This is a genomic window from Bartonella sp. P0282, from assembly GCF_048452985.1.
GTDB classification, from domain to species: domain Bacteria; phylum Pseudomonadota; class Alphaproteobacteria; order Rhizobiales; family Rhizobiaceae; genus Bartonella; species Bartonella choladocola.
Genome location: NZ_WTFO01000001.1, coordinates 355,484 through 376,662, shown reverse-complemented (window position 1 = coordinate 376,662; position 21,179 = coordinate 355,484). Strand labels below are relative to the sequence as shown.

At 45.8% G+C, this 21,179-nt stretch carries 19 protein-coding genes; 5 read left to right on the top strand and 14 right to left on the bottom strand.

Going from position 1 to position 21,179, the window contains the following annotated elements; all coding sequences use genetic code 11:
- Positions 1 to 154: 154 nt before the first annotated feature.
- The 3 genes from GQS64_RS01755 to infC form a co-directional block, all read right to left on the bottom strand.
- Complete coding sequence (locus GQS64_RS01755; protein ID WP_149866620.1) at positions 155 to 1,066, bottom strand: hypothetical protein; 912 nt, start codon at positions 1,064 to 1,066, stop codon at positions 155 to 157.
- Positions 1,067 to 1,239: 173 nt separating this feature from the next.
- Positions 1,240 to 2,691 (bottom strand): amino acid permease, encoded by a 1,452-nt coding sequence (locus GQS64_RS01750; protein ID WP_198230439.1) that lies wholly within the window; start codon positions 2,689 to 2,691, stop codon positions 1,240 to 1,242.
- A gap of 220 nt (positions 2,692 to 2,911) precedes the next feature.
- Positions 2,912 to 3,448, bottom strand: a complete 537-nt coding sequence (gene infC, locus GQS64_RS01745) for a translation initiation factor IF-3 (protein WP_077990314.1) — start codon at positions 3,446 to 3,448, stop codon at positions 2,912 to 2,914.
- Positions 3,449 to 3,740: 292 nt separating this feature from the next.
- Between infC and GQS64_RS01740 the strand changes: the two genes are divergently transcribed.
- The gene (locus GQS64_RS01740; protein ID WP_198230438.1) at positions 3,741 to 4,514 is read left to right on the top strand and encodes an alpha/beta hydrolase; all 774 of its coding nucleotides are present in this window, start codon (positions 3,741 to 3,743) and stop codon (positions 4,512 to 4,514) included.
- A 236-nt stretch (positions 4,515 to 4,750) separates the two neighbouring features.
- Positions 4,751 to 5,515 (top strand): M48 family metallopeptidase, encoded by a 765-nt coding sequence (locus GQS64_RS01735; protein ID WP_198230437.1) that lies wholly within the window; start codon positions 4,751 to 4,753, stop codon positions 5,513 to 5,515.
- Positions 5,516 to 5,538: 23 nt separating this feature from the next.
- On the opposite strand, the gene tenA is transcribed toward GQS64_RS01735, so the two are convergent.
- The 7 genes from tenA to GQS64_RS01700 form a co-directional block, all read right to left on the bottom strand.
- The gene (tenA, locus tag GQS64_RS01730; protein ID WP_198230436.1) at positions 5,539 to 6,216 is read right to left on the bottom strand and encodes a thiaminase II; all 678 of its coding nucleotides are present in this window, start codon (positions 6,214 to 6,216) and stop codon (positions 5,539 to 5,541) included.
- Positions 6,216 to 6,578 (bottom strand): MliC family protein, encoded by a 363-nt coding sequence (locus GQS64_RS01725; RefSeq protein WP_198230435.1) that lies wholly within the window; start codon positions 6,576 to 6,578, stop codon positions 6,216 to 6,218. The genes tenA and GQS64_RS01725 overlap by 1 nt, the downstream gene beginning before the upstream one ends.
- A 176-nt stretch (positions 6,579 to 6,754) precedes the next feature.
- Complete coding sequence (locus GQS64_RS01720) at positions 6,755 to 7,465, bottom strand: L,D-transpeptidase (RefSeq protein WP_077990305.1); 711 nt, start codon at positions 7,463 to 7,465, stop codon at positions 6,755 to 6,757.
- A gap of 117 nt (positions 7,466 to 7,582) precedes the next feature.
- The gene (locus GQS64_RS01715) at positions 7,583 to 8,752 is read right to left on the bottom strand and encodes a M20 aminoacylase family protein (protein ID WP_198230434.1); all 1,170 of its coding nucleotides are present in this window, start codon (positions 8,750 to 8,752) and stop codon (positions 7,583 to 7,585) included.
- Between the two features lie 344 nt (positions 8,753 to 9,096).
- Positions 9,097 to 10,260, bottom strand: coding sequence for a M20 aminoacylase family protein (locus tag GQS64_RS01710; protein ID WP_198230433.1), 1,164 nt, complete (start codon positions 10,258 to 10,260; stop codon positions 9,097 to 9,099).
- A 49-nt stretch (positions 10,261 to 10,309) separates the two neighbouring features.
- Positions 10,310 to 11,494: a M20 aminoacylase family protein gene (locus GQS64_RS01705; RefSeq protein ID WP_077990299.1), complete on the bottom strand. Its 1,185-nt coding sequence runs from the start codon at positions 11,492 to 11,494 to the stop codon at positions 10,310 to 10,312.
- A gap of 37 nt (positions 11,495 to 11,531) precedes the next feature.
- Positions 11,532 to 12,836, bottom strand: a complete 1,305-nt coding sequence (locus GQS64_RS01700) for an MFS transporter (protein ID WP_198230432.1) — start codon at positions 12,834 to 12,836, stop codon at positions 11,532 to 11,534.
- 167 nt (positions 12,837 to 13,003) lie between these two features.
- Here GQS64_RS01700 and dapE point away from each other — a divergent pair, with 167 nt between their 5' ends.
- Positions 13,004 to 14,191 carry a succinyl-diaminopimelate desuccinylase gene (gene dapE, locus GQS64_RS01695; protein WP_198230431.1) on the top strand — a complete coding sequence of 396 codons (1,188 nt, stop codon included), beginning with the start codon at positions 13,004 to 13,006 and terminating at the stop codon, positions 14,189 to 14,191.
- A 197-nt stretch (positions 14,192 to 14,388) separates the two neighbouring features.
- On the opposite strand, the gene dnaJ is transcribed toward dapE, so the two are convergent.
- Both dnaJ and dnaK read right to left on the bottom strand, forming a co-directional pair.
- On the bottom strand, positions 14,389 to 15,552 hold the full coding sequence (dnaJ, locus tag GQS64_RS01690; protein ID WP_077990294.1) for a molecular chaperone DnaJ: 1,164 nt from the start codon (positions 15,550 to 15,552) through the stop codon (positions 14,389 to 14,391).
- A gap of 203 nt (positions 15,553 to 15,755) precedes the next feature.
- Complete coding sequence (gene dnaK, locus GQS64_RS01685) at positions 15,756 to 17,678, bottom strand: molecular chaperone DnaK (protein ID WP_198230430.1); 1,923 nt, start codon at positions 17,676 to 17,678, stop codon at positions 15,756 to 15,758.
- Between the two features lie 543 nt (positions 17,679 to 18,221).
- Between dnaK and GQS64_RS01680 the strand changes: the two genes are divergently transcribed.
- On the top strand, positions 18,222 to 18,527 hold the full coding sequence (locus tag GQS64_RS01680; RefSeq protein ID WP_077990292.1) for a hypothetical protein: 306 nt from the start codon (positions 18,222 to 18,224) through the stop codon (positions 18,525 to 18,527).
- Between the two features lie 547 nt (positions 18,528 to 19,074).
- Here GQS64_RS01680 and GQS64_RS01675 read toward each other — a convergent pair.
- Positions 19,075 to 19,206 carry a hypothetical protein gene (locus GQS64_RS01675; RefSeq protein WP_256435134.1) on the bottom strand — a complete coding sequence of 44 codons (132 nt, stop codon included), beginning with the start codon at positions 19,204 to 19,206 and terminating at the stop codon, positions 19,075 to 19,077.
- Positions 19,207 to 19,233: 27 nt separating this feature from the next.
- A complete protein-coding gene (locus GQS64_RS01670; RefSeq protein WP_077990290.1) occupies positions 19,234 to 20,076 on the bottom strand; it encodes an LOG family protein in 843 nt (280 codons plus the stop codon).
- 98 nt (positions 20,077 to 20,174) lie between these two features.
- Here GQS64_RS01670 and dapD point away from each other — a divergent pair, with 98 nt between their 5' ends.
- Positions 20,175 to 21,023, top strand: a complete 849-nt coding sequence (gene dapD / locus GQS64_RS01665) for a 2,3,4,5-tetrahydropyridine-2,6-dicarboxylate N-succinyltransferase (RefSeq protein ID WP_077990289.1) — start codon at positions 20,175 to 20,177, stop codon at positions 21,021 to 21,023.
- Positions 21,024 to 21,179 lie beyond the last annotated feature (156 nt).

Sequence of the window (21,179 nt, the reverse complement as noted above, 5' to 3'; positions counted from 1 at the left end):
CATTGCGATTCGATACATGGTTGAAATGTCCGGATTTTATACGGCTTTGCCAAAAAATATAAAATAGCCCCGACGGCAGGCTCTCAAAAGCCGCTCATCGGAGCTCAAAAAGCGATACCGAAGGTTATCCTTCGACTTCCGGCACTGTCGAGAGTTACTTCTTCTCGTCGTTTCTCAGTTGTATGCTATCGGCTGTCTTTTCAATTTCATCGCTATAGGCAGCCAATGTTCCCTTCTCGCCGGTTGCGTGCATGAAAATCGGATGCCCGTCATTGCCCACAGCCGCATAAATAACAAGATCTACCGGATCGCCTTTCATCTCTGCTGTCGCCTGCAACCTCAAACCGGGGTGGCCAGCGAACTTTGTGTGCGAGGTCTTGCGATCTGCGACATTGTTAACGGTCCCTTTGATAGAGTTAAGATAATTATCGACAACCTTGTCGAGAGGAGCACCCTGAGCCGTTTCAAGCCCCTTTGTCACCACAATATCGGGACTTTCAGCACTATCTTTTGTATAAGCCGGAATGGTCAACATTGCCGAACTGTTCATAATGGAGCCAACAAATTCAAATGGCGGTTCAACACCAAAAGTAAATGGAAGAGCGCTTAATTGATCGCCTTCATCATTATGACGGGCAAGCGAAACGGATGCGAAAATCTTCATCGCATCATCCAATGCGAAATGTTCTGTTTCAGGAGCCTGTACGGTAATCACGTAAGAAGCATTCTGTGCAAAAAGCATTGAAGACCATTTATCAAAAACACCATTGGCGGCAGTTTGCTTTCCCTGATAAACAAGCAAAGCATTACCATCACGCGATTTCGTGCGGGAACGTGAAGTAATTGAATAATGATGATTATCCATAGCGGATATGAATGTTTTTTCGTCGTTAAATAACTTTTTCACACTGTCACTGGCTGGCGGCATTGTTGCAACGATAATAGATGCACCGGACTTTTTGTCTATAAAACCGCTAAAATCGGTTGTCAGAGTAAAGCTGTCGGGCACACTAATATAGACCGCTGTTCCCGGAACTTTCTGGTATACAGCCGCTTCCGCAGCCATCGGCGCCAGGCATAAAGCAATAACAGCTGAAAAGAAACTTATTGGTTTATACACTTAAACATACCTCCAGCATGGCAAACTATCTAAATGTAACATTCTGTCCGAACAACACTCGTGAATATAATATAATAAATAAACGCATTTCAGAAAAAAACGTTCATCATAAAATGCCATTAAGAGCGGTCATTCACGGAAATGTGACGCGCTATGTTACTTTTCCTGAAACCGTAACAAAAATAGAGTACGATGCCAATAAGGTTCCACAACAGAAAATAATATTGGGTTTTCGATGGAAGGCTGAAAAACAGATAAATGCAGCCTATTGCACTGAGCGGGCCGACAATAAAGACCAAAGGTGTTTTGAATTTTCTGGGAACATCGGCTGCTGTTTTGCGTAAAACAATCAGGCATATGCCAACAGAAGTGAAGGCAACCAGCGTTCCGGCATTGGCAAGTGCAGCTATTTCATCAAGTCGGAAAAGCCCGGCAATTGCGGCAATAATGACGGCGGTAAAAAGCGTCGTTGCAACCGGCGTTCCGGTTTTTGCGTTGACGCGCGAGAGGAAACCGGGAAGGGTTCCATCGCGTCCCATAACAAAAAATATACGTGTCTGGCCATAGAAGAATGCCAGTAACACTGTCGGCAATGCTATAACAGCCGCAATGCCGATCAGACCGGCAATGCGGTTCGAGCCTAATGTACGCAAAATATGGGCAAGCGGTTCTTCACTATGCGCAAAACTGGTGTAATGGAGTGCACCTACTGCTCCAAGGCCGACGAGAACATAAATGATGATACACGCAATCAGCGAACCGACGATACCGATAGAAAGATCCCGACGCGGTTGTTTGGTTTCCTCGGCAGCGGTTGCAATTGTATCAAAACCATAAAATGCGAAAAATATAATAGCGGCCGCAGCCATCACACCACGTTCTACACCATCCGGTGACATGACTTTGGAAAATCCGTTCGGCATGAAGGGATGAAGATTTTCAAGATTGAAATGGGGAAGTGTGACAATAATAAAAAGTACCAAAGCTGCTATTTTGATAACAACAAGGAACAAATTCAATGTCGCACTTGCTTTGGTACCAATCATCAACATGCCGGCAATAACAAAAACAATAAACACAGCCGGAAGATTGACAAACCCGTGCACACCGGTTGCCGGATCTACTGCGTTGTAACCTGCCGAAAGCCAGAACGGCAAATGAATGCCGATGCCGTGCAAAAATCCTGTTGCGTAAGCCGACCAGCCAACGGCCACAGTGCTGACCACAAGTGAATATTCAAGAATAAGGCTCCACCCGACAATCCAGGCAATCAACTCGCCTAATGCTGCATAGGAATAGGTATAGGCTCCGCCTGCTAGCGGAATAAGAGTTGCAAGTTCCGCATAGGCAAAAGCGGCACATGCACACACAACACCGGCAATGACAAAGGATAACAGCACGGATGGCCCTGCTCTGTCGGCACCAATACCGATGAGGGTATAAATACCGGTCCCGACAATTCCACCGACACCTAACGCGACAAGATGGGGCCAACTTAATGTCGGAATGAGTTTTCGTTCCCTTTGTGACGTTTGCCCAATCACCGGTTTACGTCTAAGCCATCCTGACATTACATATAATCCCTACTCTTGCCGCATAACCATGCTTTCTATATTTCAAAAAAACATGTTTCCCTTCGCGGTATAAAACTCGAAACACAACTTCTATGCTTTGAACAGCATAAAAACAAAATACGATATGTTTACTATTTCATTTGCCGATTAGGGTTTGCAACTAAAAGTTAATAAAAAAGCACCGTTATCAACGGTGCTTTTTAAAAAATACACAAAATTATTTGGGCGCAATAACCATCATCATCTGTCGCCCCTCAAGTTTTGGCTCGGCTTCAACTTTTGAAATACCGGCTGTATCCAATTTTACACGTTCGAGAAGCTGCATGCCCAATTCCTGGTGCGCCATTTCGCGGCCACGGAACCGAAGGGTAATTTTGACCTTGTCGCCACCTTCAAGAAATTTTCCGATTGCCTTCATTTTTACCCCGTAATCGTGGGTATCAATGTTCGGCCGCATCTTGATTTCTTTGATTTCCACGGTCTTCTGTTTCTTGCGCGCCTCGGATGCCTTTTTCTGGTTCTGATATTTCAGCTTTCCAAGATCAATGATTTTGCAAACCGGTGGTTCGGCATTTGGAACAATCTCGACAAGATCGAGACCTGCCTCTTCAGCCATTGCTAAAGCATCTTGCGTCGGAACGACCCCGTGATTATGCCCCTCATGATCGATAAGTTGTATGCGAGGAATGCGGATATCCTGATTGGAACGCGGCCCATCTTTTGGGGTTGGCGTTGTTTTAAACGGTCGGCGAATGGTCGATTCTCCCTATAATAGTTTCAATTATCCAGTTCAGATACAATTTATCCTTTAAAACCTGTGTGATAACTTGGTTTACCCAAGATTTCACACCGGATATTTTATTTCAGTCGAATAAATTCATCTGTTTTTCGTCATATACAAATTAACGTTCAAAAACAACCGAAATGCTAGGTTTTATTGAATATTGGCTTTAAAGCGGCATTAAGGGTTTATGTTCGCGATTTTCCGGCTAAAATAAGTCTATCTATAATATTTGTTATCGTTCCGGCGATGTAAGGAGTTTTTCATGCAAAATGGTGATCTTGAATTTTTAACTGTCGGCCATCAAAAACTCGCAATACGTGCCCTTGAAGGAACAAAACACCCCGGTTTGATGTGGCTACCGGGTTACCGCTCGCACATGATGGGGGGAAAAGCCGTTGCATTGAATGCATTTGCAGAAAAAAACGGCTATCCGTTTTTGCGCTTCGATTATTCGGGCACTGGCGAATCGGAGGGCGATTTTTACAAGGGAAGCATTTCCTTGTGGTTGCAGGAAAGCCTGACGCTTTTTGAAAAATTTTGCCGCGGCCCGCAAATTATAGCAGGTTCATCAATGGGTGGATGGATAGCGCTTCGCATGGCGCAGGAATTGGCAAAGAAACACATTCCGCTTGCCGGTTTGTTGCTTCTCGCCCCTGCAACTGATTTCACCCGTGACCTTGTTCGCCCGCAAATGACAAGCAAACAAAATCGGGAACTGGAAGAACGCGGCTTTTTTGAAGTCCCTTATGAAAACGAGCCGGAACCGGTTCCTTTTACCAAAATCTTTCTTGATGACGGTGATAAAAATCTGGTTATGGAAGGCCTTATCGATATTCATTGTCCGGTTCATATCATTCAGGGAATGGCCGACAATGAAGTTCCTTATCAGCATACGCTTGAACTTGTCGAACATCTGCCTTTCGATAATGTTACACTCACTTTGATTCGTGATGGCGAACACCATCTCTCCCGTCCGCAAGATATTGCCGCCATCCTCAACGCTTTGGAGATGCTGATAGCAAACGGTGCGCGTTGAATATGCCTGATCGATATGACAAGGAAAGAATAAAACCGGTTCTTCATTTTAGACGAATTGATTAAAAGGCAAAAACGGAAGAGAATAAAAAGGATTCCCTTTTATAAGGAAATCCGGCTCTACCCGCCGATATGTTTGCGGTGGGTGTGACATGGTTTCAGTCCGTTGTGATAATAATTTTCCTATAATATGATTAAATCTCTTCAAAAAACGCTTTCATTTCCTAAATAAGGCCCATGTTTTCTAGCCTCTCCCGCTCGCCTGATTTGAAACCGGAAAAGCTGCAATTGACACTTCAATTGTCAGACCGTTCCTTGCCGCTTACAATCGTGAAAACTGCGCGCGCAAAAAGGCTGACATTGCGCATAGAAGCCGGCGGAAAAGGCGTTCGTGTCACTGTTCCTCCGAAAACATCGGAAAACGAGATTACGAGCTTCATTGAACGTTATAAAGGTTGGATAGAAAGCCGCATTTCCCGTTTGCCAGCGCCTCGCAATACGCCGATGTTGAAAGCCGGTGCTGCTATACCTATTCTGGGCCATCCCTATGAAATCATACATCGGGAAGGGCGGGGCACAGTCACCATCATTGCCGATGATAATGGTAAGGGTGGAAAAATAATTGTTTATGGTGACGAGCGTTATTTACCAAGGCACATTGGAGACGCACTTAAAAAACAGGCCGCTCATATTATTGCTCCGCTTGTCGAAAAGCATTGCGCTACCGTAGGCCGGAAGCCGGTTTCCGTCCGCTATAAGGACACCAGAAGCCGTTGGGGGTCGTGTTCTGCTGACGGGCATTTGTCATTTTCATGGCGAATTGTCATGGCTCCTTTGGGAGTTATCGACTATCTCGTTGCCCATGAGGCTTCCCACCTTGTTGAAATGAATCATAGTTCCAAATTCTGGGCTTTATGCGAAAAATTATGCCCGCGAACGAAAGAATGTAAAGCATGGTTGAAACGCAATGGACAAGCCTTGCACGCCATTGACTTCAAATAGATCGGTTGAATGATCGTCAATTATTACGCATCAAGCCCCATTTGCCAGAATTCGGTTTCGAGACGCGTAGCCGTGTTGAATATTTCGCTCAAACGTTGAAAACGCACTTCCCCTTCATATTTTTCCGCAAGCTTGTTGAAACTATCAATAAAGGCTATCACCCCTTTGATATATTCTTCGCTTTCGTAATTTTTAATCCATTCCGAATAGGGATTGCCATTAAAGACAGTGGTTTTGGAACCTGCAAGCCGCAAGCCGACTTCGGCATAACCGGCAACGCAGGGCAATAGAGCGGCCATCAAATCAAGCCGGTCGCCGGCATATCCGACATCGAGAACGTAGCGCGTATAGGCAATTGTTTCCAATGCCTCGGTTGCTCTACTCATTTCCTGTTCGGAAATTCCCCATTTTTTGGCATAAGCGACATGAAGCGGCATTTCTTCAATAATGGATTTGAGGCCATCAAGTGCTTCCCTGATATCTGCAATATTTGTCGATTTTGCCGCGAGAAGCGCATAACCGCGGGAAAAATGAACCAGAAACAAATAGTCCTGCGTCAAAAATTTTCTGAAACATTTCTCGGCCAGTGTTCCCGCTGCCAATTGATTAACAAAGGAATGGCCAACATAAGCCTGCCACAGCTCGCCAGCCTTCATCCGCAACTTTCCGAAAGGACCTCGTTCAAAATCAGGTTTTTCCATTAATCCTCCGCTATATCGGCCTGACAGGACTGTAAAACGACTTTTTCTGCCTTTGACTGGTCGTTATCTTTATAGGTGAGACTTGCGTCGTTCCCCTTTATATGGAAACGATAATTATCCTGATCGTCAACAGCAATAAAAAGCCTTTCCGGCCCTTTGACATCTTCATGCATTGCTACCAATTTTCCATCAACAAAAATAACCGCATAAGAATCATCTTTATCTTTGATAAAAATCGCCTGCAACGCCACACCACGTTCACAAATATAGGTTTGATTACGCACTGAAGAAGCTTGTGCATTGGCCGCAAAGCCATAAAGAGCAGCCAGGATAAATGTCATAAGGAAAGTCTTTTTCAACATTCTTCAAGCCCTTTTGAATGAAATCAAAATTTTTTGGAACTTTATATTCGGCCACTCGTTTAGTGAGCACCAGGACGAAACCTGGTATCCCCCAAGGTGCCCGATAGAGTTGCCCCCGCTTGTCTAGTCGGGCACCCCTTTCTTCTCATTATACGCCTCCTCCCATATAATGAGGACTAACCTACTACAATCGGTGTTCCAACCGGAACCCGATTGTAGAGGTCGATAATATCCTGATTCATCAGCCTGATACAACCGGATGACATTGATTGCCCGATGGACCACCATTCCGGTGAACCATGGATTCTATATCCCGTATCGCGCCCGTTTTGATAAATATAAAGCGCGCGTGCACCAAGCGGGTTGGTCGGCCCCGGTTCCATACCATTACGATATTCGACAAGTTCGGGTTTTCGACCAATCATTTCAGCAGGCGGTGTCCAGCGCGGCCATTCACGTTTAAACTGGACATTGGCACGCCCCGACCATTGGAAACCGGCTGCACCAATACCGACACCATAGCGCAAAGCATCGCCGTCAGGCTGGATGAAATAAAGAAAATGGTCTTTCAGGCTCACAACAATTGTACCGGGTGGTTCGCCTGTCGGATTGGGTACAATCTGCCGTAGAAATTGTTTTGGAACTTTATCATAAGGTATGGCGGCAAGCGTATAAGGACCTTCATGAACGGCCGCATACATTTTGTCGGGCGTTGTAAAACCTTTATCAATTCCGATCGGGGGGCGCGGGATTGCTCCGGTGGTCATATTACTATAACCATCTCCCAAAATTCCGCTGCTTGTGCAGCCACTCAAGACCCCGATAAAAGCTGTTCCGCTTCCGACAAGGAAAGTGCGGCGAGTCAAAGAGGGGCATGATTTTTTCATAAAATACCTGAACTCGTCTTCAAAAATTTGCAATTCAGAACGGATTCAATTTCCGATCATTTCCGTTCAACCAATATTCAACTTTTGCGATAATGCATAAGGATGGTTTCCGATTGGTTAATTCTGTTTTAAAACTGCTTCCACAAGTGCACACCAGAAAATTGCTCCATCCACCAGATTGCGATCGTCAAAATTATAGTGAGGGCTATGAAGGCTTGCACTGTCGCCATTGCCGAGAAAGAAAAATGCTCCCGGACGGGCTTGTAGCATAAAGGCGAAATCCTCGCTTACAGTGGTCGGTATTTCATTCTGGACGATTTTATCAGCTCCCAATCTCTGTTTTGCGACATCAAGAGCAAAATCGCTGTATTCAGAATGATTGACCAGCGCCGGAACCAGCCGGTCATATTGCACAGAAGCGCGCGCTCCGAAACTTTGCGCCTGCGCTTCAACGATTTTTTTGATCCGGTCTTCAACAAGATTTTGAATATCTGCCGAGAAACTGCGCACCGTCAGTGAAATTGTCACACTATCCGGAATGATATTGAATGCTTCACCGCCATGTATCGAGCCGGTCGATATAATGGCTGATTGGAGTGGCGGAATATTTCGGGAAACAATTGTTTGCAATGCCATGACGATTGAAGACGCTACAATGATCGGGTCGATTGCAGTTTCAGGGCGGGCTCCATGACCACCCTTTCCATAAACGACAATTGTTACGGAATCGACAGAGGCCATCATTGCATTTTTGGTAAATTGGATTTTCCCTTGCTCCAATCCCGGCCAATTATGTAGCCCATAAACCGCATCACAAGGAAATCTTTCAAACAATCCGTCTTTAATCATAGCCATTGCACCGGCACCGATTTCTTCGGCCGGTTGAAAAATAAGATGCACTGTTCCGTCAAAATTTCTTGTTTCGGCTAAAGCGCGCGCGGCTGTAAGAAGTGTCGTTGTATGCCCGTCATGTCCACAAGCATGCATCACACCTTCATTTTTGCTGGCATATTCGAGATTTGTTTCTTCCCTTATCGGCAAAGCGTCCATATCGGCTCTGATGCCGATGGACTTTCGCCCATTGCCATTTTTCAATGACGCGACAATACCGTTCCCACCGACGTGACGTGTGACTTTATAACCATATTGTTCGAGAAGTTCGCCGACACGAGCCGATGTTGCCGTTTCCTTTCCCGACAATTCCGGATTTTCATGAACAGTATGTCGAAAAGCTGTCATTTCCGGCAAATAGGAGAGAACCAAATTTTCGATTGTTTTTTCAGTCATCTTTCCCGTCCCCGTTGATAATCCTGCCTATTATGGATGGTGTAAAAGATGATTATCAAGAAATGACCAACCAAATTTTCTTTTTGTCCGGATATTTTTTCTCGCTACCCGATGTTTCCCGCCGGGTTGCTATTCTAAATAATTGGCGAGGTGCGATTGCATATAAATTGCATATAAATTGCGTAAAAATAGTCTTTCCGAATGAAAACCCGCCTGTTTCCCGTGAGTGGATTTTTAAAAACAGGCGGGCAAATAGTAGATGACAAGTTGGTTTTCCGGCTAGATGCAACGAATATCTGTTGAATATCCGGTTCGCAAAAAAGCAACTTGAAATTTTAAAATGTTCAAGCTTTGGCGAGATATTTTTCAACCAGCGCACCCCACAGGGTTGCTCCTACAGCAATACCATCATCGTTGAAATTGTATTGGGGAGTATGGAGGCCTGTACTGTCGCCATTACCCATAATGATATAAGCACCCGGAACTTTCTCCAGCATATAGGAAAAGTCTTCACTCGGAGTTAGCGGCTCGGCATTTTCGACGACATTTTTGTCGCCGACAATCTGTTTTGCGACGTCCAGCGCAAAATCGATCGATTCGGCATCATTCACAGTAACAGGATAGCCACGTTCATAATTGATAATGGCTTCGGCACCATAGCTTTCGGCCTGCGATTTGGCGAGTTTACAAATCCGTTCCTGTAACAATTTTCTGACTTCAGGTGAAAATGCGCGGATCGTCAGCTCCATCTTGACTTCTTCTGGGATGACATTGGAAACACTGCCCCCCTTGAACATACCGACAGTGATAAGTGCGGCCTCAAGCGGTGGGACATTACGGGAAACGATGGTTTGCAAGGCCATAACGATAGACGATGCTGCAACAATCGGATCAATTGTTGTTTCCGGCCGTGCCCCGTGACCACCTTTACCGCGAACTGTAATATAAGCGGTATCGACAGAGGCCATCATCGGCCCCTTGGTGAAACGCAATGTTCCGGCAGGAAAGCCCGGCCAGTTATGCAGGCCGTAAATCCGGTCGCATGGAAATTTTTCAAACAATCCGTCATCAATCATTTTCTTGCCGCCGCCAAGACTTTCTTCAGCCGGCTGGAAAATAACGCGAACTGTGCCATCAAAATTCCTGGTTTCGGCAAGATAACGGGCGGCAGTCAGAAGAATGGTTGTATGCCCGTCATGACCGCAAGCATGCATGACACCTGCATTTTTACTCGCATAAGGCAAATTCGTTTCCTCTTCTATCGGAAGGGCGTCCATATCGGCACGTATACCGATGATCTTTTTGCCATTACCGACTTTCAATGTGCCAACAATGCCGGTTTTACCGACACCCCGCACAACGTCAAAGCCCCAGCTTTCAAGAAGGCTCGCTACTTTATCGCCGGTTTTATGCTCGTTAAAGCCCATTTCAGGGTTTTCGTGAATTTGGTGGCGGATTGCCACCATTTCATCAATGGTTTTCTCAATGTGTTCGCGAATATGTTTCATAGATTTAAGTCCTATATCCTACATTTTTCGGGAATGTAGCCTTCAAAAGTCATTTCAAATATGTTTCAGCCAATGAAACCCAATAACAACCACCAAGAGGCAGCAATTCATCGTTGAAATTGTAATTGGGACTATGCAAAGGTGCACTATCTCCATTTCCGATGACAACATAGGACCCTGGCACTTTTTCCAACATAAAGGCAAAGTCTTCACTTCCCGATGGTTTCGTCATATTGTCATCAACATGGTCGCGCCCGAAAACTTTTGCCGCAACATCGACAGCAAATGCCGTCTCTGCTTCGTGGTTGACAAGAACAGGATATGAACGTTGATAATCAACTTCAGCGGTTGCACCAAAACTTTCCGCCTGTAACTTGGCGAGACTTTCGATACGCGATTGCAGTAAATCCCTTACGTCCGGACTAAAGCAACGGACAGTGAGCAACATTTCCGCACTATCGGGAATAACATTTGCGGCAAACCCTGCATGAAAGCTGCCAACAGTGACGACGGCTGTTTCAAGCGGTGGCACATTTCGCGAGACAATCGTTTGCAGGCTTGAAATGATCGCAGCACTTGCTGCTATCGGATCAATTGCCTTATCCGGAACAGCACCATGGCCGCCCTTGCCAATCACTTTGATTTTGACAGTGTCGCTTGAAGGCATGAATGCCCCTGTATTAACAGAAATTTTGCCGGTTGGAGACCCCGGCCAATTGTGCATACCAAAAACGGCATCACACGGGAATTTTTCAAAAAGGCCATCATCAATCATTGCTTTTGCACCGGCAAAACCTTCTTCTGCCGGCTGGAAAATGAGGTTGAGTGTCCCGTTGAAATTCTTCGTTTCGGCAAAATAGCGTGCGGCCGTTAACAACATGGTTGTGTGGCCGTCATGACCACAAGCATGCATTTTGCCTTCATGACAACTGGAATATTCAAGATTGGTCATTTCTGTAATCGGCAGAGCATCAAAATCGGCACGCAAACCAATGGATTTTTTGCCATCGCCAACTTTCAAGCGCCCGACAACACCGGTCTTGCCAAGGCCTGTTGTAACTTCATAACCCCATTTTTTCAAAAGATCGGCAATAACTTTTGCCGTTCTATGCTCTTCATAAGCTGTCTCTGGATGGGCATGCAAATCGTGGCGCACAGCTTCCATTTCCGGCACATAGGATGCCATGGTTTGAAGAATTTTTTTCGCGTCTGGCGAAAGGTGTTCATTACTCATCGGAATTCCCCTGTTTTCTATCATTAAATCTCATTCTTTAAATCTCGTGGCGCTTTTCATCGAAAGCCAGATATGCCGCCATACCAACGACGATAGCAACGCCAAGATACCAGAATGGCGCCATAATATTGCGGTCGGATATTTTAAGAAGAAATGTTACAATCATCTGTGCTGTACCACCAAAAATTGAAACACCAAAAGCATAGATAACCGCCGTTGCAGTTGCGCGAATTCTCTTCTCGAATGCTTCTATAATGAAAAGAACCGATAAAGTTAGCATCAACCCCATACAAATCATTGACACGGTGTAAAAGGCAAGAAAAACATGCATATTTTGCACAAAGTGGAATGCAAAATAGGACGAGATAAAGGTGACCGCCAGAACTGTGACAGCCGCGCCTTTACGCCGTTCCAACCGGTCGCAAAAAAAGCCTGCAAAAACAGTTACAACGATAACAATGACACTTGCATAACTCGATACAAGGAACGATTGCGAGTTTCCGATTTCCGTGACCGTTTTCAGATAATTCGGCATAAAAAACACCAAAATATACATCATGACGGTTGACGGGAAAACCATAAGAATACCGAGTATCGTCTGTTTTGTATGTTGGCTGATAAGCTCTTTGAACGGATGTATTGTGTGTGCTTCAGCAGTTGGTGCCTTATATGTTTCCTTGATATGGGCGCGGATATAAAGCCCGACAGGAATAATAAGGAGTGAAAAGATAAACGGTACGCGCCAACCCCAGCTTTCCATGGCTTCCGTGGAAAGACACCCCATTAATAAGGCGGCAAGTAGTGAACCGGATAAAGTACTCAAGCCTTGTCCGAAAAACTGCCAGCTCACGAAAAATCCGCGCTTGTTACGTTCGGCCGATTCCATAAGAAGCGTTGTTGCCGCGCCAACTTCTCCACCGGCTGAAAATCCTTGACAGAGACGCCCCAAAACAATCAACAGTGGTGCAAAAATACCGATTGCTTCATAAGGTGGTGCAAATCCTATCAAGGCACTGCCAATGGCCATCAATACAATTGTCAGTAACATTGCGGCTTTACGCCCATGGCGATCGGCATAGGCACCGATAATAATACTGCCTAATGGACGCATGACAAAGCCTACACCGAAAACCGATACCGATATCAGCAATGAAATCAGCTTATCTTCAGAATTGAAAAAGACGTGTCCGATAATAGCGGCAAAAAAACTATAAACCGTAAAATCGAACATTTCGAGAAAATTGCCGACACCTGCTCCGACAATCAATTTCGTTTTACTACCGACAGGTGTAAGGGCAACATTCCCCTTATCATTGTCAGGAGTATCTACCAATCCGGCCATAATAGTTATCCCTTGATAATTTCCCCACCAATTTAACCCGATCGACGAAATTCGGGCACGCAATTTCTTTAGCAGCCGGATAAAAATATTAACAATATATTTTCTTAATTATCATCAAATTGGTGAATAATAATTGTAGATACTGTTTGAAACAAAGGACAATAGCAATGATGACACTCAAGGATCCTGTAGCTTTGGCGCAGGCACTTATCCGTTGTCCATCTGTTACGCCGCATGAAAACGGTGTATTAACGCAAGTTCAAACATGGGCAAAAAGCCTTGGTTTTTCTGTTGAACGACCCATTTTTACAGATAAAAACACACCCGATATTGAAAATCTTTATGCGCGTGTCGGCAAGAACGGGCCGCATCTTGCTTTTGCCGGTCATACCGATGTTGTACCGGTTGGTGACGAAAAAGCGTGGAACTTTCCGCCATTTGAAGGTGCGGTAAAAGACGATAAACTTTACGGCCGTGGCGCTGTTGATATGAAAGGCGGAATTGCCTGTTTTATTGCAGCGGTTGCCCGTTATTTGGAAAAAAATCCGCTTGAAGGCTCGCTCAGCCTGTTGATAACAAATGACGAAGAAGGCCCCGGTATTAATGGCACGATAAAGCTTTTGAAATGGGCAGCCGACAAGGGCGAAACGTGGGACGCAACAATTGTTGGCGAACCGACAAACCCGAACCATTTAGGTGATATGATTAAAGTGGGTCGACGCGGTTCGCTTTCAGGGGTTATCACAGTGCAAGGAAAGCAAGGGCATGTTGCTTATCCTGACCGTGCTGCCAATCCACTTTATTTGACGATCAAGCTGTGTGAAGCCCTGAAAAATACACCCCTTGATGAAGGTTCAAGTCATTTTCAACCAAGTAATCTTGAAATTACCGCGATTGATACCGGCAATCCGACAACCAATGTTATTCCGGCACAAAGCACGATCCGCTTCAACATCCGGTATAATGACAATTGGAATATCGACACGCTAAAACAGGAAATTGAAAACCGTTTGGCTAAAGTGAAATTGCAGCATGGCAATGCATCTTCGGCAAGTTACCGGCTTGACTGGATGGTAAGTCCGGGTGGTGTATTTTTGACAAAAAACGAACGGCTGGTCAGTCGTTTGAGTGCCGCTATTGAAGCTGTGACAGGTCGTACTCCGGAATTATCAACCTCTGGCGGAACATCCGACGCAAGATTTATCAAAGATTATTGCCCTGTTGTAGAGTTCGGGCTTGTCGGGCAAACCATGCATATGATCGACGAGTGTGTTTCCATTAACGATCTTGAACAGCTCACAGAAATATATGAAAAATTTCTGGAATTTTTCTTTGCCGATAACAGCAATGAATAAATAACGGCATTGCCCTATGTTCAATATCCGGTTTTTATTGGAAATGAAACTCGCGCCCATAATCAAAAAGGCGGAACAAATAATCAAATAACAGAACACAAGCCCGAAAGGGCGAACTATGTTTCCGCCTTTCTTCTTTTCCAAAAAGGTCATGCATAAAAGGCCATGCATAACATGACGTTTCTATGGAGAATTTGTTAGTTTTTGCTGTTATCGGCGTTATTGCCGCCAATGCCTTCAAAAAATTCTTTCATACGGGCAAAAAATCCGTGTGACTGCGGCGAATTTTCATCGACTGACAATTTGTCGAACTCTTCCAGCAACTCGCGCTGCCTTTTACTCAATTTTTGCGGCGTTTCAATTGCCACCTGAATATAAAGATCGCCGGTTGTCTGTTGGCGCAAAACCGGCATACCTTTGCCTTTCAAGCGGAATTGCCGGCCATTTTGCGTACCTTCCGGTACTTTGACACGTGTTTTCATGCCATCAAGTGTGGAAACTTCAAACTCGCCTCCGAGTGCGGCTGTTGTCATGGAAATAGGCACACGGCAGTAAAGATCGGCTCCGTCACGCTGGAAGAATTCATGCGGTTTAATAGACAGGAAAATGTAAAGATCGCCAGCCGGTCCGCCATGGCTTCCGGCATCTCCTTCTCCTGCAAGGCGAATGCGTGTTCCATCTTCAATCCCTGCCGGAATATTGACAGTCAATGTACGCTCTTCTTCTATGCGCCCCTGTCCATGACATTTCGGGCAAGGATCCTTGATCGTTTCGCCACGCCCCTGACATGTCGGGCAGGTTCTTTCAATCGAGAAGAAACCTTGAGCGCTACGAACCCTTCCTGTTCCGCCACAGGTTGCACAAGGTTGCGGTTTTGAACCTTTCTTGGCTCCCGTTCCCGAACAAAGATCACAGGTGATCGAGCCCGGCACTCTGATTTGTGCGGTTTTACCGTGATAAGCCTCTTCCAGAGTAACTTCCATATTGTAGCTGAGATCGGCACCACGTTCGCGCCCGTCAGCGCGTTTGCGCCGTGCACCGCCCATCATCTCGCCGAAGAAGTCTTCAAAAATATCGGAAAAACCACCGGCAGCAAACCCGCCGCGTCCGAACGGATTTCCACCACCGCCACCACCATTTTCAAAAGCGGCATGGCCAAAACGGTCATATGCGGCACGCTTTTGCGGATCTTTTAAAACCTCGTAGGCTTCGCCGATTTCTTTGAATTTCTGTTCCGCCTCTTTGTCGCCCGGATTCCTGTCGGGGTGGTAACGCATGGCAAGTTTACGAAAAGCAGATTTGAGCGTTTTTTCATCGCATTCCCGTGAAACGCCCAATGTTTCATAATAGTCAATTTTCATCACTTATTCCTGCAGTTCTTCTGCCGTTCACTGATGAGACGACATTTGCCGTATTTGTTTCCGCTCAGGCTGTTGTCATTGGTTCTTTGAAACAGATTATAGTTCCGGTTTTCCATTGCGAACGGATTGGTTGTTCCATAACAAAGCCCGCCCTTTTGATTAAAAGGTCGGGCTTTTTTCAATTTACAGAGACATAAGAGCAATTATTTCTTATTGTTCTTATCGTTATCGTCGACCTCTTCAAAATCCGCATCGACAACATCATCGTCCTTATGTTCTTCTTTTGCCGCATCGTGAGCAGCGTCGGCTTCAGCCTGTGCTTTTGAAGCAGCATACATTGCCTCGCCCAGCTTCATGCTGACTTCGGACAATTTCTTGGTTTTCTCAGGAAGACTATCAACATCATCCGATTCGATAGCTTTCTTGACATCAGCCATTGCAGCTTCAATTGCGGACTTGTCTTCAGCCGAGACTTTGTCACCATAATCGGCAAGCGATTTCTCGGTTGTATGAACAAGAGCCTCTGCCTGATTCTTGGCTTCAACGCCTTCACGACGCTTCTTGTCATCGGCAGCATGAGCTTCGGCATCCTTGACCATCTTGTCGATATCGGCATCGCTCAAACCGCCAGAAGCCTGAATGCGGATCTGGTGTTCTTTTCCTGTGCCTTTATCTTTTGCCGAAACACTGACAATACCGTTGGCATCAATATCGAATGTAACTTCGATTTGAGGAACACCACGCGGTGCGGGCGGAATACCGACAAGGTCAAACTGGGCAAGCAACTTGTTATCAGCCGCCATTTCACGTTCACCCTGGAAAACACGAATGGTTACAGCATTCTGATTGTCTTCCGCAGTCGAGAAGGTTTGCGACTTCTTGGTCGGAATTGTCGTATTACGTTCGATCAAGCGTGTGAACACGCCACCCAATGTTTCGATACCCAAAGATAGCGGTGTAACATCAAGCAACAGAACATCTTTGACATCGCCCTGCAAAACGCCACCCTGAATAGCAGCACCCATGGCAACAACTTCATCCGGGTTGACGCCTTTATGCGGATCCTTGCCAAAGAAGGTTTTTACAATTTCCTGAATCTTCGGCATACGGGTCATACCGCCAACGAGCACGACTTCGTCAATATCACCAGCGCTCAAACCGGCATCTTTCAATGCAGCCTTACACGGGTTGATTGTGCGTTGAACCAGATCTTCGACCAATGACTCGAATTTTGCACGGGTCAATTTCATGGTCAGGTGTTTAGGACCGGTTGCGTCAGCAGTAATGAACGGCAAATTGATTTCTGTTTGTTGCGAAGAAGACAATTCGATCTTGGCTTTTTCGGACGCTTCTTTCAAACGCTGCAAAGCCAATTTGTCTTTTCTCAGATCAATGCCGTTTTCTTTTTCAAATTCTTCGGCAAGATAGGTGACCAGACGCATATCAAAGTCTTCACCACCAAGGAATGTATCACCATTGGTCGATTTAACTTCAAAAACGCCATCACCGATTTCGAGAACCGAAATATCGAATGTACCGCCGCCCAAGTCATAAACAGCAATTGTCTTACCGTCTTTCTTGTCAAGGCCATAAGCCAAGGCAGCAGCCGTAGGCTCGTTGATGATACGCAAAACATCAAGACCGGCAATCTTACCGGCATCCTTGGTTGCCTGACGCTGGGCATCATTAAAATAGGCAGGAACTGTAATAACCGCCTGCTCGACTTTTTCGCCCAAATAGGACTCAGCCGTTTCTTTCATTTTCTGCAAGACCATTGCAGAAACCTGGGAAGGTGAATATTTCTTGCCTTCTACTTCAACCCAGGCATCACCATTTTCCCCTTTGACGATTTTATAAGGAACAAGTTCTTTGTCCTTGGTAACCATCGGGTCGTCAAAACGACGGCCAATCAAACGCTTGACCGCAAAAATAGTGCCTTCAGGATTGGTTACAGCCTGACGCTTCGCCGGCTGTCCAACAAGACGTTCGCCACCCTCTGCAAATGCTACAATAGAAGGTGTGGTACGGGCACCTTCCGAATTTTCGATAACTTTCGCGTTTTTGCCATCCATGACGGCTACGCAAGAGTTTGTCGTACCTAAGTCAATACCGATTACTTTTGCCATTTCTACTCTCCATTCAGCAAGCTGTCGGGACCTCTAGCGAGCATTCCTGTCAGACAGCTCCTTATCATATGAAAAGCCCGTAATGGCCACTCAAAAATCGGCAACCATAACGAACCTCGTTGAGGCGTATATAAGGGCACCCCTGTAGACGTGCAAGAGATGTTGAAAAGATTCATTTGATAAAGCGGTTTTTTAGAGGTTTTTCATGCAATTGAACGGCATTTATCATGCATTTTTCCGGCAAAACTATTGTTTCTTTGGCGCTCACAAATTTTCAAAAAAGCCGGTAAAGCTGTTCATAATCGTGTCCAATCCTGCTTTCAAAGCTTATCAAGATAAAAAACAACGTTCTGTATTTGCAAATAAAATCCGATTATGTTTCTATGACCGCGTCACAAAGCAAATGTCCTCGTGCAATTTCGTGACTTGAATAAAGCACTGTTTGGAACATTTCTTTATTGATGGTTCTAAAATAAAGAGTTTTAACAAAAGCAGTGTGTGATGACATGGAGCATCAACGCTTCAAAAACAGGAGAAATTAAAATGAAAAAGATTCTCGCAGTCTCTTTGGCTGGCCTATTGGCAGCAGGATCAATGGTATTGGCCGCCGAAGCCCGTAATGCTTCAGGTGACGGTTCGGTAGAAGATAGCTATGTAGAAGGTCAAAAGGCAAAAGCACCGGAAGGCAATGTCCATCACGATCACGGTGGCAAAGCCGGTCGTCACGATGGTGATGGTTCGCGCGAAGACAGCTATGTTCCCGGTGAAAAGAAAGATTCGCCGTTGGATAAAACTGTGATTCAGGACGACGAAAAAGGTGAATCCGACGACGGTACACCGAGAAAATAATTGCAGTTTTTTAAAAAAACGAGGCGGGTTTAACCCGCCTTTTTTAATCCACCTTCACATGGTTCAACAAAACCATTCCGGCCAATTCCGTCTGGCCTGACAAATCCCGTTTCGGTTTTCACTTTAAAACCGGTGCCGAGGCATTCAAAAAAATAGGTTCAAGCACCTTTGCCCGCCAACAAAAACCATCATCGCCGCCGCTTGATAGGCGCATAAACTACATAAAATTTGCTGAACTTTTCTGCCGGTTATGCGGCTCTTATTTTGCCGGTTCGGCGGATATGACTTGTTCTTTTTCCACCATTTCATCTTCTTCCGACATTTCGCGGGAGATCCGGCAAAAATACCGGCCGCTAGGCTCGAATACCGTCAAAGATGCCGAACCGGACAAAATTTCTGGCTTTTAACCGGCTTTGACATTGTGGCTTTGCTTGAAATTGCGGGCTATCAGCGGGAAAATCCGGCGGAAAAATCTCCCTCCTTTGCTCCTTTGCCCCTTTTCCCCCCATTTGCCCCGCTTTTGAAACCGGCAAAGTGCACAGGCTCATCAATTGTCACGATCGGCGTGATGATGACAAACGCCGCTGCCAATTGTTCCACTCACAGAAAATGCAAATGGCACGTTTTCGGATGAAACAAAAACCGGATAGAACCGGATTTGTTCGCCATTGCTATTCATTTGCCATCGTTGTTTTGAAAAACCGGTCTATTTCAAATCGTAAAACTGACGGATAATGTCCCAACCCTCGTCGGCACTTTCGACGTAAGTTATCAATTTCGCGTCATCGGGCGAAATTGTTCCCTGTTCGGCAAGATATTTCACATTCAGCACATTTTTCCAGAATTCACGCCCGAACATCAATATGGGAACACGTTTCATTCGACCCGTCTGAATAAGCGTTAACGCTTCAAACAATTCGTCAAGAGTGCCGAATCCACCCGGAAAAATAGCAATCACCTTGGCGCGCATCAAAAAATGCATCTTGCGCATCGCAAAATAATGGAAATCAAAACAGAGGGCAGGTGTTACATAAGCATTCGGTGCCTGTTCATGGGGTAAAACAATATTAAGCCCGATACTGGGAGCGCCGACATCGTCCGCGCCACGGTTACCGGCTTCCATCACACCGGGACCACCGCCGGTAATAATGACAAATTCATGATGGCCGGTAGAGGCCGAATAAAGCGAGCAAAGTTGTGCGAATCTGCGCGCCTCGTCATAATAACGGGAGGCTTTTTCAAGATTTTGCTTTTGTTCGGGATTTTTTGCCGATCTGGCTTCTTTACCGGGTTCGGGAATACGGGCTCCGCCAAACAGAACAACGGTCGATTTGATACCATGTTCGACAAAGCCGACTTCCGGTTTCATCAGTTCCAGACCGATTCTTACAGCACGCAATTCGCGCCGCATCATGAAATCTTCATCGACATAGGCAAGGCGATAAGCTGGTGAACGCGTTTGGGCCGTATCGGGAACTTCATGAACTTTACGGGCATCCTCTTTCGAGTGCCGAAAAGGTGTCCAACCGTTTTTTTCGCCATTAGCCATTCAGGATCTTCCTTTTCATTGACCACAATTGTTTCTTGCATTAGGCCGAAGAGAATAAATGCTGATGCTTTCGACTTACTTAACGGAGACCTAATGCCATGACCAATCTGTCCCAACTGGAATCCATCATTGAAAAGGCGTTTGATGAACGCGAAAAAGTCAACATCCTGACAAAGGGAGAAATACGCGAGGCGGTCGACCATGTGCTCGACCTTCTCGACAAGGGAAAACTGCGCGTCGCCGAACGTGAAAATAACGGCAACTGGAAAGTTCACCAATGGCTCAAAAAAGCGGTTCTGTTATCTTTCCGGCTCAATGCCATGGGACTGATTTCCGGTGGTCCCGATCAATCTTCGTGGTGGGATAAAGTTCCATCGAAATTCGACGGCTGGAACGCCGACAATTTTGAAAATGCCGGTTTCCGCGCGGTTCCGAACGCTATTGTACGACGGTCTGCCTATATTGCTCCAAGCGTCGTTTTGATGCCGTCATTCGTCAATATCGGGGCTTATGTCGGTGAAGGCACAATGGTCGATACATGGGCTACTGTCGGCTCTTGCGCGCAAGTGGGTAAACACGTCCACCTTTCTGGCGGAGCCGGAATTGGCGGCGTTCTGGAGCCGTTGCAGGCAGGTCCCACAATCATCGAGGACAATTGCTTTATCGGTGCGCGTTCGGAAGTTGTAGAAGGTTGTATTGTCCGTGAGGGAGCCGTGCTCGGTATGGGCGTTTTCATCGGCAAATCGACAAAAATTGTCGACCGCGCAACCGGTGAAATTTTCTATGGCGAAGTACCGCCCTATTCCGTTGTTGTTGCAGGAACCATGCCGGGAAAACCACTTCCAAATGGCGAGGCTGGCCCCAATCTTTATTGCGCCGTCATTGTCAAACGGGTCGACGAAAAAACCCGCTCAAAAACATCTGTCAACGAATTGTTGCGCGATTAAAAAACCGGTTCTCCGGAATCTGTTTTTCTGAACCATCAGTGAAACCGGTCAAAACCGGTTTCTGTTAAATTGTTGATCGAAGTCGTTCAAATTTTGTTGATTTAATCATACCGATCTACGCAATCAAACAAAACAAAAAACAGGTGAAAAAGCATA